Origin of the sequence: Thalassococcus halodurans (genome assembly GCF_900108225.1) — a bacterium.
Taxonomy (GTDB): Bacteria; Pseudomonadota; Alphaproteobacteria; order Rhodobacterales; family Rhodobacteraceae; genus Thalassococcus; species Thalassococcus halodurans.
The window spans coordinates 391,072-404,468 of sequence record NZ_FNUZ01000002.1 but is presented as its reverse complement, the minus strand read 5'-3'; the positions used below and the strand labels follow the sequence as shown (position 1 = coordinate 404,468).

Here is a 13,397-nt window from a genome sequence, read left to right as displayed (position 1 = left end):
CCCCGTCTAGAAATGGAAGCTGACAAGAGCCTGACACGGGTTCGAAAAAGTTTTCACTGACGGCAAACCACGCCGTCACGAGGGAGAATTCGACGTGCGTTATCTTTTGGTTGAGGACAACCTTGAGCTGGCAGAAGCCGTGGTGAACAGACTGGTTCTGGATGGTCACGCCGTGGACCATGCCGACTGTCTAGCAAGTGCCGAAGATTGCCTCGCCGCTGCGCGTTACGATTTGATTTTGTTGGATGTTATGCTGCCTGATGGCGATGGCCGCGAATTCCTTGAACGCAGCCGCGCGCACCTTGAAACCCCTGTCATTGTGCTGACCGCGCGGGCGCAGGTGTCGGACCGTGTCGGCGCCTTGGATCAGGGGGCCGACGACTATATCACCAAGCCCTTCGATTTTTCCGAACTCGAGGCCAGATGCCGTGCCGTTTTGCGCCGTCGTGGCGGATCGGCAAAGAATCAGATCACTCTGGGCGAGGCGATTTTCGATCCGTTGGCAGGCACAATCAGCCACAACGGGAGCACTGTCGATCTGCGCAACCGCGAGATTCGACTGCTTGAGGTTTTTGCCAGAAACCCCGGACATATCCTGTCCAAAACCCAGTTGATGGACCGGCTGTTTTCCTATGACGCCGAAGTCACCGAGAACGCGATCGAGGTTTATGTCGGCCGCCTTCGCCGCCGGATCGAAGGCATGGGGTTGCGTATCGAAACGGTGCGTGGCCTGGGCTACCGAATGGAAACAGGTCAATCGTGACGGGCACAGGCTCTATCGGGCGCAAGCTGACGCTACTTCTGGCGGGCGTGGCGGCGCTTTTGTCGTTGTTAAGTTGGGCCATGGTCAACGGCCTTGCCAAACAGGCGGCAGAACGCACGCAGGACAACGTACTTGCCGCATCAGCCACGACGATTGCGGAAACACTGCGCTCGGAACAGGGCGAAGTGCGTCTAGAACTGCCCTACTCGGCGTTTTCGATGCTGGGCGCGATTGGCGAGGATCGCGTGTTCTATCGCGTGACCGCCGGCGAGCAGATGTTGACCGGCTACGAGGATTTGCCCCTGCCCAGCGACCCACCTTCCCAAGGCCAAGTCGTCTTTGACACCGCACAATTCAGCGGTGAAGCCATTCGCATGGCATCTGTGTCGCGCGTGATTTTTGCAGGCGTGCAGGCCGTGCCTGTAACCGTCACCATGGCCCAGACCCGCAACGGGGTCAGCGCGATTACGTCTGACCTGTCGCAACTCGCCGCGTTCCTGTCAGTGATGTTCTTTCTAGTTGCTGTTGCGATGTCAGCCTTTGCAGCCCAGACATCCCTAAAACCCCTGAATGAAATTGCAGCCGCCGTTGCGCGGCGCGGCCCGTCTGATTTGCGCCCGCTGCGCCGCGAGGCTCCAACGGAACTTGCGCCGTTGATGACATCGCTTAACCGATTGATGGACCGTCTGGGGCAATCAATCCGCCGCTCCGAGGATTTCATTGCAGAAGCCGCGCACCGTGTCCGCACGCCATTGGCCACAGTCCGCGCGCAGGCTGAGGTCGCTTTGCGAACCACAGATGACGACGCTGAAAAACAACGGTTGCGCCGGATCATTCGCGCGGTCGATGAAAGCTCGCGCTCTGCGGGGCAATTGCTGGACCACGCCACAGTCGCCTACCGCGCCGAGGATCTGTCACGGCATCCCACAGATCTCGCCGATATCGCCCGCAAAACCGTAGACGGGCTAGAGCCGACAGCCGCCATGAAAGATATCTACATCAAACTCGACACCGCGCCCGCGACTGTATCCGGCGACGCAGTGCTGCTGGAGAATGCATTCCGAAACGTGTTGGACAATGCCATCAAATATTCGCCCGAGGACACAACCGTCACTGTGCGTGTCTTTGTTGAAAACGGCTATGCCCGCGCGGCAGTTGTGGATGAAGGCCCGGGATTGGGCGATGGCCCGGCTGAAAACCTGACCGAACGGTTCCGTCGTGGCCGCAATACCGAAGGCATCGTTGGATCGGGATTAGGGCTTACCATTGCATCGGACGTTTTGCGCGCCCATGGCGGGCATTTGGACTTGGGACAACCCACGAAAGGAAAAGGCGCATGCGTTACGCTTGTCTTGCCCTCATCCTGACATTTCTGGCCGGCGTAAGCAGCGCGCTTGAGGTCGAAGATCATCGTCGATATCCCGGCACGGGTAACGAAGAGTTACACGTCATATCGACGGCCGATCTGGAAGTGTTCGAGCCTTACCTTTTGGCGTTTCAGGCCGCACGACCGGATTTGACGATCGACTACACGGTGGCCTCGTCGGCAGAACTGCACAGGGCCATCCGGAACGGTGCCGTATTTGATCTGGCGCTGTCATCCGCGATGGACTTGCAGTTTCAGCTGGCCAATGACGGCTATGCACAGCGCCACCAATCCGACCGAACGCTGGCCCTGCCCAACTGGGCCAAATGGCGGGATCTGATATTTGCTTTTACGGCTGAACCTGCGGTCATGGTTCTGTCCACCGAAAGATTCGCCGGTCTGCCTGTGCCAACCACCCGTCAGGAACTGGTCGGCGTGTTGCGCCAACACCCAGACGTCTTCGAGGGTGCGATTGGCACCTATGACGTCCGCGAAAGCGGCTTGGGCTATCTCTTTGCCACCCAAGAGGCGCGATCCACAGACGCCTATTGGCGATTATCAGAGGTGATGGGAAGGCTGGACCCACAGCTTTATTGCTGTTCCGGCCAGATGATCGACGACGTCACCGAAGGTAAGCTTGCCTTAGCCTATAACGTACTGGGCAGTTATGCCGCTGACCGTCTTGCACGCGCGTCCGGCGGTAAGGTTCAGGTTCTGAGCATGCAGGATTTCGGCAATGTCATGCTGCGCACGGCTTTGATCCCGTCCAATGCGACAAACCCGGATGCCGCAGGCCTTATGATCGATATGCTGATTGATCTGGGCCTGCGCAGCACGCCAGAAAACTGGCCTTTGCCGCCCCTCAACCAGGTGGGCATCGACCATGCGGCAGGCTTCAGCCAGATCAGGCTTGGCCCTGCCTTGATGGTCTACCTTGATCCACTCAACCGACGGGCATTTCTCAGTGAATGGGAAAATGCGATGGTCCAGAAATAACTTTCATTTGAATAGGACCAATGCTCTGCTATCACAAATAGCGTTGGCATTTGGGAGGATGTCAGGCTGTTAGACTACTCACACAATTTGTTCTTGGTTGGCGCTTCGCTGGCCATTGCGTTGATGGCTGCGTTCAGCGGGCTTACGTTGACGCGTGGCGCTTCCAACCTTGCCGTTCGCGAACGCAAGATGATCGTCGTGATCTCGGCCATTGTGTTGGGCGGCGGCATCTGGTCGATGCATTTCGTTGCCATGCTGGGTCTGCAGCTGCCCATTTTGTTCTTCTACGACGGGCTTTACACGCTGATCTCGGCCCTGTTTGCGATCCTTCTTGTGGGTGCCGCCCTTCTTGTATTGCACTTCCGACAGCGAACGCGCCCGACCTTGATTGCCGCAGGCATCCTTGTGGGCATGGGGATCGCCGGCATGCATTACATCGGGATGCTGGGCATGGAAATCTGCCGCCCTGTCTTCGGTGCTAGTGGCATCGCGGTGTCCTTTGTCGCAGCGATGGTTCTATCGGTCATGGCGATTTGGCTAGCCTATGGAGCGCGGGCCAATAGCAACATCCTGTTGGGCACCGTGTTTTTCGGCCTTTCCGTTTTTGCCGTCCATTTCATCGCGATGTGGGGCACAGGTTTTGTCGCCAACGAAAGCTCTCAGGCGGTGGGACCTGCGCTGTCGAATGAAATCTTGGCGATGGGTGTGACCATTGCGGCCTTCGTCATCAGTGGGTCGTTCCTTTTGGCAGGCGTGTCCTTTGTAGATCCGAACCCTGCGCCCGCTGAACAGCCTGCACAAGCCGCGAAAGCGGAGCGTCCGACCCAGCCTTCAGAACCCGCAGAAGACGCCCCCGCGTCAGATGTTCCCGAAGTCACAGCCCAAGTCGCCCCGACCCTTCCGTACGAAAAAGAAGGTCGCACATGGTTTATTGATCTGGGCAAAGTCGCAGCCGTCCGCGCCGAGGGCCACTACACGATCATTTACAGCAATCAGGAAAAACTGTTCTGCCCGTGGTCCATTTCCGAGGTTGAAAACCGCATGGGGACTGCTGGCTTGCTGCGCACACACCGAAGCTATCTGATCAATCCCACCTTCGTGTCTGAATTCCAGCGCACCAAAGACACCGGCGCGTGCTTTTTCGCGACGGTCGAGTCCCTAACCAAGGTACCCGTCAGCCGGTCGCGCCTGTCAGAAGTAAAACTCGCCCTAGGTGTGTAATTCGCATCTCGTGCAACTCGTGCAGATAATTCGCATTTCGTGCACAGACCCCTGCGTTTCATGGCTATATCGTTGGTGAACACCACCGCATACCGCAGTCTTTCCCTACCAGCGAGACTACCGCTGAAGGGAGGACAATATGATACCAGCCGGGTTCGAATACCATCGGCCCGCCGACATCGCGTCGGCACTGTCGCTACTGCAAACGCACGGTGACGAAGCTCGTGTAATTGCAGGCGGGCATAGCCTTATTCCAATGATGAAACTGCGGATGGCCGATCTGAGCCATCTGATCGATCTTCAGGACATCGACGGCCTGAAGGGCATCACAATCGCAGAGGACATTGTTTCGATCGGAGCGATGACCACGCAGAACGAACTGATCACCAATGACGAACTGTCGCGCCGCATTCCGATCCTGCGCGAAGCGGCTTTGCTGATTGCTGATCCGCAGGTGCGCTATGTTGGCACCGTTGGCGGCAATGTCGCAAACGGAGACCCGGGCAATGACATGCCGGGCCTGATGCAGTGCCTTGGCGCGGTCTATACTCTGGAAGGTCCCGATGGCAGCCGCGCGGTTGCAGCCCGCGACTTCTATGAAGCGGCGTACTTCACAGCCCGCGAAGACGAAGAGATCCTGACACAGATCACGATCCCTGTGCCGTCGATGTCCGGCTATGCCTACGAAAAGCAGAAGCGCAAGATCGGTGACTACGCGACAGCCGCGGCTGCGGTCATGGTTGGCGGCGGCAACGCATCCGTTGCGATGACAAACCTGTCCGACACACCGATCTATTCGGCCGAGGCCAGCGATGCGCTTGCCAAGGGTGATGTGGATGGCTGCGTTGCAGCGGCGCTTGACGCGATTGATCCCCAAGAGGACATGCGCGGACCCATCGCCTTTAAGAAACACGTGGCCGAAGTGATCCTTCGCCGGGCCATCGCCAAAGCACAGGAGCGTGCGGCATGAGCAAGATGCATGTAAAACTGAACGTGAACGGTCAGGAAGTCGAAGGGCTGGCAGAACCGCGCACCCTTTTGATCCACTTCCTGCGTGAAAACCTAAATATCACTGGCCCGCACATCGGCTGCGAGACGTCCCACTGCGGCGCCTGCACTGTTGATCTGAACGGCAAGTCGGTCAAATCCTGCACAGTGTTTGTCGCCCAGGCCAATGGATCTGATGTGACTACGGTTGAAGGCCTGACCAACGACGACGGCAGCCTTGGCGTCATTCAGGAAATGTTCCGCGAACATCACGGGCTTCAGTGCGGTTTCTGCACACCCGGTATGATCACCCGCGCCCACCGCCTGCTGCAGGAAAACCCGAACCCGACCGAAGAAGAGGTCCGTTTCGGCATGGCAGGCAATCTGTGCCGCTGCACAGGCTATCAGAACATCGTCAAAGCGATCCTTGCATCCGCTGACATGATGAACGCCCAGAAGGAGGCTGCGGAATGAAGGACGAACTGACACAGGACCAGCGCTCTGCCAACCTAAAGGGCATGGGCTCGTCGCGCAAACGCGTCGAGGACGTGCGTTTTACCCAAGGCAAGGGGCGCTACGTCGATGATATCAAACTCGACGGCATGCTGTTCGGCGACTTCGTACGTTCGCCCTATGCGCACGCCCGTGTGACCTCGATCAACACCGAAGCGGCCATGGCCATTCCCGGCGTTGTTGCGGTTCTGACAGCCAAAGACCTTGAACCCCTTGGTCTGCACTGGATGCCGACCCTTGCGGGCGACAAGCAGATGGTTCTGGCGGACGGCAAAGTGCTGTTCCAAGGACAGGAAGTCGCCTACGTCATCGCCAATGACCGTTATGCAGCCGCTGACGGTGTTGAGGCGGTTGAGGTCGAATACGAAGAACTGCCCGTCATCGTTAACCCGTTCGAGGCGCTGAAATCCAACGTGGTTCTGCGTGAAGACCTTGAAGGCCAGACCGAAGGCGCGCACGGCCCCCGTAAGCACCACAACCACATCTTCACGTGGGAACAGGGCGACAAGGAAGGCACCGAAAAGGTTTTGGAAGAGGCCGACGTCGTTGCCGAGGAAATGGTCTACTATCACCGTACGCACCCCTGCCCGCTGGAAACATGCGGTTGTGTGGCGTCGATGGATAAGGTCACCGGCAAGCTGACGCTGTACGGTACATTCCAAGCCCCTCACGCGATCCGGACTGTTGTGTCCCTGATCTCGGGTATCGCGGAACACAACATCCGCGTGGTCAGCCCCGACATCGGTGGCGGTTTTGGCAACAAGGTTGGCGCATATGCCGGCTACGTCTGTTCTGTGGTAGCTTCGATTGTCACTGGCAAGCCGGTGAAGTGGGTCGAAGACCGTATGGAAAACCTGATGACCACCGCGTTTGCGCGCGATTACTGGATGCAGGGTAAAATCGCGGCGACCAAAGAGGGCAAGATCACCGGTCTGTGGTGCCACACCACAGCGGACCACGGTGGCTTTGACGCCTGTGCCGACCCGACAAAGTTCCCCGCAGGGTTCATGAACATCTGCACAGGGTCCTATGACATCCCGACGGCCTATCTGGCGGTTGACGGTGTCTATACCAACAAGGCACCGGGCGGCGTTTCCTATCGCTGTTCGTTCCGTGTGACCGAGGCGGCCTACTTCATCGAACGCATGATCGAAGTTCTAGCCATCGAGCTGAACATGGATGCCGCTGAACTGCGCCGGATCAACTTTATCAAATCCGACCAGTTCCCCTACCAGTCTGCACTGGGTTGGGAATACGACTCGGGCGATTACCATCGCGCTTGGGACCAAGCACTGAACGCAGTTGGCTACAAAGAGCTGCGCGAAGAACAGGCCCAGCGGATCGAGGATTTCAAAGCTGGCAAAACACGCAAGCTGATCGGGATCGGTTTGACGCATTTCACCGAAATCGTCGGCGCGGGTCCGGTCAAGAACTGTGACATCCTTGGATTGGGCATGTTCGACAGCTGCGAAATCCGCATCCACCCGACCGGATCGGCCATCGCACGTCTGGGCACGATCAGTCAGGGTCAGGGCCACGCCACGACCTTTGCACAGATCATCGCGTCAGAAATCGGTCTGCCTGCGGATGACATCACGCTCGAGGAAGGCGACACAGACACCGCACCATACGGTCTGGGCACCTACGGGTCCCGTTCCACACCGGTTGCGGGAGCTGCCACAGCGATGGCTGCGCGCAAAATCCGCGCGAAAGCACAGATGATCGCGGCCTACCTGCTTGAGGTCCATGACGACGACGTCGAATGGGACGTGGATCGTTTCTCGGTCAAAGGTGCGCCTGAACGCTTCAAGACTATGAAAGAAATCGCCTTTGCTGCGTACAACCAGGCCATTCCGGGGCTCGAGCCCGGTCTTGAGGCGGTCAGCTACTACGATCCGCCGAACATGACCTACCCCTTCGGCGCGTACATCTGCGTGATGGAAATCGACGTTGATACCGGCGAGCATGAAATCCGCAGCTTCTACGCTCTGGATGACTGCGGCACACGCATCAACCCGATGATCATCGACGGTCAGGTGCATGGTGGCTGTACAGAAGGCTACGCCATCGCGATGGGTCAGGAAATTGCCTATGATGAAATGGGCAACTGCAAGTCCGCCACTTTGATGGACTTCTTCCTGCCGACCGCATGGGAAACGCCGACTTACACCACGGACTTCGCGGTCACCCCCAGCCCGCATCACCCGATCGGTGCAAAAGGTGTCGGCGAAAGCCCGAACGTAGGTTCTGTGCCCTGCTTCTCGAACGCGGTGCACGATGCGTTCCGTCCGTTCGGTCTGGTCCAAAGCCACATGCCGCACGATCACTGGCGCATCTGGAAGATCGCCAAGGATCTGGGTCTGCATAGCTGATCCAAACCCTAGGTACGGGGCGGTTCCCAAGGCCGCCCCTCACCCAACCACAGAATAGACAAAGCTATGACACCCTATCAGGAACTACAGTCCCGATTGGCCGAAACCGGCTATCTGGCAAATGACAGCACAGCCATGGCGCTGCATCTGGCGCAGGTTCTGGGGCGTCCTTTGCTGCTGGAAGGCCCCGCTGGCGTCGGCAAGACCGAGATCGCCAAGGCGCTGGCACAGGTGCTGGACACAAACCTCATCCGCCTTCAGTGTTATGAAGGCCTGGATGCCTCGCAAGCGATTTACGAATGGAACTACCAGCGCCAACTGCTGGCGATCCGAGCTGACGGCACCAGTGAAGAACAACTTTTTTCCGAAAAATACCTGCTGAAACGCCCGCTGTTGCAGGCGATTTCACAAGAGACACCCGCCGTTCTGCTGCTGGACGAAATCGACCGCGCGGATGAAGAATTCGAAGCCTATCTTCTGGAAATCCTGTCCGACTTCCAGATCACGATCCCTGAACTCGGGACCATTCAGGCCAAATCGCGCCCGCATGTCATCCTGACTGCCAATGGCACGCGCGATCTATCAGACGCGCTGCGCCGTCGGTGTCTATATGTCTACGTCGACTACCCGACGCAGAAAGAAGAGCTAGCGATCCTGTCCGCCCGCATGCCGGAAATCGGCGCGACACTGTCCAAACAAATCGTTCACGTGGTGCAGGCAATGCGTCGTGACGAGTTGGAAAAGAAACCCGGCGTAGCCGAGATGCTGGATTGGGCAGCCGCGCTGTCCGGTTTGGGCATCAATGACATGACCCAGACCCCCGAAGCCGTTCAGGCCACCTTGGTTTGCCTGCTGAAAACGGCCACCGACCGGGATGCTGTGCCTGTCGAAGTGCTGAACCGTCTGTTGGGCAAGGTGGCGTAATGCAGGTCACACGGTTTCCAGAACGCGCAAGCGGACCGGCCGAACGGATGGCGGGCTTTATCGCCCACCTGCGCATGAACGGCGTACCGCTTGGGCCGGCGGAAACCGGTGCCGCATTACAGGCTTTGACGCATGTCGAGGCGACAGATGTGGATGAGACCCGTCTGGCTTTGAAAACCCTTCTGTCGCCCGACGCCGATGTCTGGGGTAAGTTCGACGATCTGTTCAACGCCTACTGGTTCAATAAGGGCGCACAAAAGGCCGGACAGGCATCGGCCCATGTGCGCACCCAATCTGCACGTCCGATGATGTGGAAAGACCATTTGGGTGATGGTCCGTCCGAGGATGGCGATGGGCCAGCTGACACAATGCCGGGGCATTCCGATGAAGATGCCGAAGGTATCGATGGCCGCCTGATCGGCACCCAAAGTCGCAACCTGACGCGTCGTGATCTGCGCGAACTGTTTGATGAGGCCGATTTGCAGGCCGCTGAAAAGGCCGCCGAACGTCTGGCCCACGCCCTAAGGGATCGCCGGTCGCGTCGCCGCAAACAGGCCAAACGCGGCGAGCAGCTGGATATGCGCCGCATTCAACGCGCCTCGGTGGCGCGCGGGGGCGAACCGCTGGACCTGTTCAAACGCAAACGCCCCGACCGTCCTATGAACATCATCGCACTGACTGATGTATCGGGCTCTATGACCGTCTATTCGCGCGTCTTTCTGGCCTTTGTGCGCGGCCTAATTTCACGCGACACCACCGCCGAGGCGTTCCTGTTCCACACCCGCCTGATGCGGGTCACGGATGCATTACGCGAACGCGACACGTTGAAAGCTGCCTCGCGCCTAAGCCTGATGGCCGAAGGGTTCGGCGGTGGCACCGACATCGGCGGATCATTAGCCAATTTTGTCGACCAGTATTCCGCCCGCCTGAACAAACGCACCGTCGTTCTGATCCTGTCGGACGGCTACTGCACCGGCACGCCTGAAAAGCTGGGTCAGTCACTGAACCGCATCCGCCAAAAAGCCGGCCGCATCGTTTGGCTGAACCCGCTTCTTGGTTGGAAAGATTACGAACCGGTCGCCCGCGCCATACAAGAGGCCCTGCCCCATGTGGATGCGCATCTACCGGTCAACACCATCGACGCGCTTGCCGCGCTTGAACCCGAATTCGCCAGATTGTGAGGACACATGGGAAAGTTCGACATCTTTGACACCATCGACACTTTGCGCAAAAGCGGCCGACCGTTTTGCGTGGCGACCGTGGTGCGCACCGCCGATGTGACCTCGGCCAAGGCAGGCGCCAAAGCCGCTGTCACCGTCGACGGTGAAGTCATCGGCCACCTAGGCGGTGGTTGCGTGCAAGGCGCGGTGCGCAAAGCAGGCGCGCAGGCCATCGAGACAGGTGAAACCCAAGTGATCCGTGTGAAGCCCAGCGAAAAGGTCGTGGCGCTTCAGGATGACGACGGTGCGCAGGTGTTCAAAAGCGGCTGTCCTTCAGGTGGCACCGTCGATCTGTTGATCGAGCCCTATACCCTGCCCCCGATGCTGGTGATCTTGGGTAATTCGCCCATCAGCCGTGCGATTGCAGTCCACGGAAACATGGCGGGCTACCGCGTTGCGGTAACAGACATGATGGAAACCGACCACGCGACCCTGCGGTTCAGCGAAACTGATTTGTCCGAACTGTCCATCACGCCCCGTGACTTTGTCGTCGTCGCCAGCCAAGGGGCCAAGGACCTTGCCGCACTTCGCGCGGCGCTTGGATCGGATGCAGATCGCGTGTCAATGGTTGCCTCACGCCGTAAGGCTGCTGCTTTGTGCGAAAAGCTGTTCATAGAAGGCATGGATGCATCGCGCATTGCGCGGCTGAAATCCCCTGCCGGATTGGACATCAAAGGTGTCGACCCGCAGGAAATCGCTGTGTCTGTCATCGCCGAAGTGATCCTGTGGCGGAACACGGACCGCATTCGTCAGGAGGGATCCGATGAGCAGACTGCATAAACTTATTGCGTGGTTCAAACCCGCCCCGAACGACAAGGTCTCGGACAGTGAAAAGGCCGATATCCTTCTGAAATCCTTCCCTAAATGTTGCTAATCAAGAGTACGAACACATGGAACTAAAAGACGAAGTCCGCATTCAAGCCCCGAAGCAGGTTGTTTATGATGCGCTGAATGATCCCGAGATCCTGAAACAGTGCATTCCCGGATGCGAAGAGCTGACCCAGCATTCGCCCACAGAACTTGAAGCACTGGTTGTTCTGAAAATCGGGCCGGTAAAAGCGAAGTTCGGCGGCAACGTCACGCTGGATACTGCCGGTGCCCCGGACCATTTCAGCCTGACAGGCGAAGGCAAAGGTGGTGCTGCCGGTTTTGCAAAGGGCGGCGCGGATGTCACGCTGACCGAAGACGGCGATGAAACCATTCTGGCCTATGACGCGAAGGCCGAAGTTGGCGGCAAGATCGCCCAGCTTGGCAGCCGTCTGATCCAGGGTACAGCGAAAAAGCTGTCGGCCAAATTCTTTGACAACTTCGCTCAGGTCGTGGCCGAGAAGCAGTCTGCTTAACGAGTGTGGGGTGGCGCGGCCTTAGGGCTGCGGCACCCCGTTTTTCATGGTTAGAATGCCTGCGCCGCAGCAACTGCACGCTTCCACGCCGCGTATTTGGCGTCGCGTACCTCGGCCGACATGTCCGAGGTAAAGGTCTTTTCAACCGACCACGTTTCGGCAAAGCCCTCCATATCTGGATAAAGCCCTGCGCGTTGGCCCGCCAACCATGCGGCGCCCATAGCCGTTGTTTCCAGCACATGCGGGCGATCCACAGGGGCATCGATGATGTCCGACAGAAACTGCATCGTCCAATCAGATGCGCTCATCCCGCCATCAACACGCAGCGCGGTTTCACCGGAAGACGACCAATCCGCATGCATCGCCTCTAGCAGGTCACGCGTCTGGTAGCCCACCGACTCCAGCGCGGCTTTGGCGAACTCGGCAGGGCCAGAATTGCGCGTCAGGCCAAAGGCGGCACCACGACATTCGGCGTTCCAGTACGGCGCGCCCAACCCGGTGAAGGCAGGCACCAGAACGACGTCGTGCCCTGTATCTGCCGTTTCTGCCAAAGCCTGAGTATCCTTGGCATTTTCGATGATCTGAAGTCCGTCGCGCAGCCACTGGACCACGGCCCCTGCGATAAATATCGACCCTTCAAGCGCGTAGGTCGTTTTGCCATCAAGGCGGTAGGCAATCGTTGTCAGCAATCGGTTGTTCGACGTGACGGGTTCGTCACCTGTGTTGAGAAGCGCGAAACATCCCGTGCCGTAGGTGGATTTCATCATACCCGGCTTGAAACAGGCCTGCCCGATGGTGGCCGCCTGTTGATCGCCAGCGATGCCAAGAATTGGGATTTCCGCGCCGAAAAGGTCTTCTTTCACCATGCCGAAATCGCTGGCACAGTCTTTCACCTCGGGCAGCATGGACATCGGAATATCCAGCATATCGCACATGGTTTGCGACCAGCGGTTTTTCCGGATGTCATAAAGCAAAGTCCGTGCGGCGTTTGTCGCGTCCGTTACATGGTTCTGACCGCCCGTCAGGTTCCAGACCAGCCAGCTGTCCACAGTGCCAAACAGCAGATCTCCCGCCTCGGCGCGTGCCCGTGCACCATCAACGTTGTTCAACACCCAAGCCACTTTGGTGCCTGAGAAATACGGGTCCAGCAAAAGACCGGTCCGTTGGGTCGCCACCTTTTCATGTCCCTGTTCTTTCAGCCCCGAGCAGAACTCGGATGTGCGGCGATCTTGCCAGACAATCGCGTTGTAAACAGGTTCGCCTGTATTCTTGTCCCAAACGACAGTCGTCTCACGCTGGTTGGTGATGCCGATGCCCGCAATGTCACCCGCATCGATCCCTGCATCCTTCATCGCCGCACGGCATGTGGACACAACAGTCGTCCACAAATCGTGACAGTCGTGTTCAACCCATCCGCTTGCCGGAAAGTGTTGATCGAATTCCTCTTGCGCGGTTGCGACAACCTTCATGACCTCGTCAAAAACAATGGCGCGGCTGGATGTCGTTCCCTGATCGATCGCAAGAATAAAGCGCATGACTGTCCTCTCCCCTGTCAGGCCCTGTTCGCTGGCAGCAGAGTATCGCGCCAGTCCTTTAGAGCAAGCTTGGAAACCGAAACCGGCCTCCGGATTTACGCGTAGGTATTCCGAATTTCAGCCGATAAGGAAAGATAAAAATGTTCGTTTATTTTCG

12 protein-coding genes are annotated in these 13,397 nt (G+C 58.1%); 11 read left to right on the top strand and 1 reads right to left on the bottom strand.

The window, feature by feature from the left end; translation table 11 throughout:
- Positions 1-94 precede the first annotated feature (94 nt).
- The 11 genes from C4S59_RS06980 (at position 95) to C4S59_RS06930 (ending at position 11,705) form a co-directional block, all read left to right on the top strand.
- Positions 95-763: a response regulator transcription factor gene (locus C4S59_RS06980; RefSeq protein WP_103909756.1), complete on the top strand. Its 669-nt coding sequence runs from the start codon at positions 95-97 to the stop codon at positions 761-763.
- Positions 760-2,130, top strand: coding sequence for a sensor histidine kinase (locus tag C4S59_RS06975; RefSeq protein ID WP_103909755.1), 1,371 nt, complete (start codon positions 760-762; stop codon positions 2,128-2,130). Before C4S59_RS06980 ends, C4S59_RS06975 begins: the two co-directional genes overlap by 4 nt.
- Positions 2,100-3,125 carry an ABC transporter substrate-binding protein gene (locus C4S59_RS06970; RefSeq protein ID WP_103909754.1) on the top strand — a complete coding sequence of 342 codons (1,026 nt, stop codon included), beginning with the start codon at positions 2,100-2,102 and terminating at the stop codon, positions 3,123-3,125. The genes C4S59_RS06975 and C4S59_RS06970 overlap by 31 nt, the downstream gene beginning before the upstream one ends.
- A gap of 123 nt (positions 3,126-3,248) precedes the next feature.
- The gene (locus C4S59_RS06965; protein ID WP_200813177.1) at positions 3,249-4,346 is read left to right on the top strand and encodes an MHYT domain-containing protein; all 1,098 of its coding nucleotides are present in this window, start codon (positions 3,249-3,251) and stop codon (positions 4,344-4,346) included.
- 139 nt (positions 4,347-4,485) lie between these two features.
- Positions 4,486-5,316: an FAD binding domain-containing protein gene (locus C4S59_RS06960; RefSeq protein WP_103909752.1), complete on the top strand. Its 831-nt coding sequence runs from the start codon at positions 4,486-4,488 to the stop codon at positions 5,314-5,316.
- A complete protein-coding gene (locus C4S59_RS06955) occupies positions 5,313-5,807 on the top strand; it encodes a (2Fe-2S)-binding protein (protein ID WP_103909751.1) in 495 nt (164 codons plus the stop codon). The genes C4S59_RS06960 and C4S59_RS06955 overlap by 4 nt, the downstream gene beginning before the upstream one ends.
- Positions 5,804-8,218 (top strand): aerobic carbon-monoxide dehydrogenase large subunit, encoded by a 2,415-nt coding sequence (locus C4S59_RS06950; protein ID WP_103909750.1) that lies wholly within the window; start codon positions 5,804-5,806, stop codon positions 8,216-8,218. The genes C4S59_RS06955 and C4S59_RS06950 overlap by 4 nt, the downstream gene beginning before the upstream one ends.
- 66 nt (positions 8,219-8,284) lie before the next feature.
- Positions 8,285-9,142 (top strand): AAA family ATPase, encoded by an 858-nt coding sequence (locus C4S59_RS06945; protein WP_103909749.1) that lies wholly within the window; start codon positions 8,285-8,287, stop codon positions 9,140-9,142.
- Complete coding sequence (locus C4S59_RS06940; protein WP_103909748.1) at positions 9,142-10,323, top strand: vWA domain-containing protein; 1,182 nt, start codon at positions 9,142-9,144, stop codon at positions 10,321-10,323. The genes C4S59_RS06945 and C4S59_RS06940 overlap by 1 nt, the downstream gene beginning before the upstream one ends.
- 6 nt (positions 10,324-10,329) lie before the next feature.
- A complete protein-coding gene (locus C4S59_RS06935; RefSeq protein WP_103909747.1) occupies positions 10,330-11,142 on the top strand; it encodes an XdhC family protein in 813 nt (270 codons plus the stop codon).
- A 110-nt stretch (positions 11,143-11,252) separates the two neighbouring features.
- Positions 11,253-11,705 (top strand): CoxG family protein, encoded by a 453-nt coding sequence (locus C4S59_RS06930; RefSeq protein ID WP_103909746.1) that lies wholly within the window; start codon positions 11,253-11,255, stop codon positions 11,703-11,705.
- Between the two features lie 50 nt (positions 11,706-11,755).
- On the opposite strand, the gene glpK is transcribed toward C4S59_RS06930, so the two are convergent.
- A complete protein-coding gene (gene glpK, locus C4S59_RS06925) occupies positions 11,756-13,240 on the bottom strand; it encodes a glycerol kinase GlpK (RefSeq protein WP_103909745.1) in 1,485 nt (494 codons plus the stop codon).
- Between the last annotated feature and the right edge of the window lie 157 nt (positions 13,241-13,397).

Bases quoted from the DNA above. Each gene is read 5' to 3' on its own strand.
- glpK (WP_103909745.1), bottom strand. From the start codon at position 13,240: ATGCGCTTTATTCTTGCGATCGATCAGGGAACGACATCCAGCCGCGCC.
- C4S59_RS06960 (WP_103909752.1), top strand. From the start codon at position 4,486: ATGATACCAGCCGGGTTCGAATACCATCGGCCCGCCGACATCGCGTCG.
- C4S59_RS06965 (WP_200813177.1), top strand. From the start codon at position 3,249: ATGGCTGCGTTCAGCGGGCTTACGTTGACGCGTGGCGCTTCCAACCTT.
- C4S59_RS06955 (WP_103909751.1), top strand. From the start codon at position 5,313: ATGAGCAAGATGCATGTAAAACTGAACGTGAACGGTCAGGAAGTCGAA.
- C4S59_RS06970 (WP_103909754.1), top strand. From the start codon at position 2,100: ATGCGTTACGCTTGTCTTGCCCTCATCCTGACATTTCTGGCCGGCGTA.
- C4S59_RS06930 (WP_103909746.1), top strand. From the start codon at position 11,253: ATGGAACTAAAAGACGAAGTCCGCATTCAAGCCCCGAAGCAGGTTGTT.
- C4S59_RS06945 (WP_103909749.1), top strand. From the start codon at position 8,285: ATGACACCCTATCAGGAACTACAGTCCCGATTGGCCGAAACCGGCTAT.
- C4S59_RS06940 (WP_103909748.1), top strand. From the start codon at position 9,142: ATGCAGGTCACACGGTTTCCAGAACGCGCAAGCGGACCGGCCGAACGG.
- C4S59_RS06950 (WP_103909750.1), top strand. From the start codon at position 5,804: ATGAAGGACGAACTGACACAGGACCAGCGCTCTGCCAACCTAAAGGGC.
- C4S59_RS06935 (WP_103909747.1), top strand. From the start codon at position 10,330: ATGGGAAAGTTCGACATCTTTGACACCATCGACACTTTGCGCAAAAGC.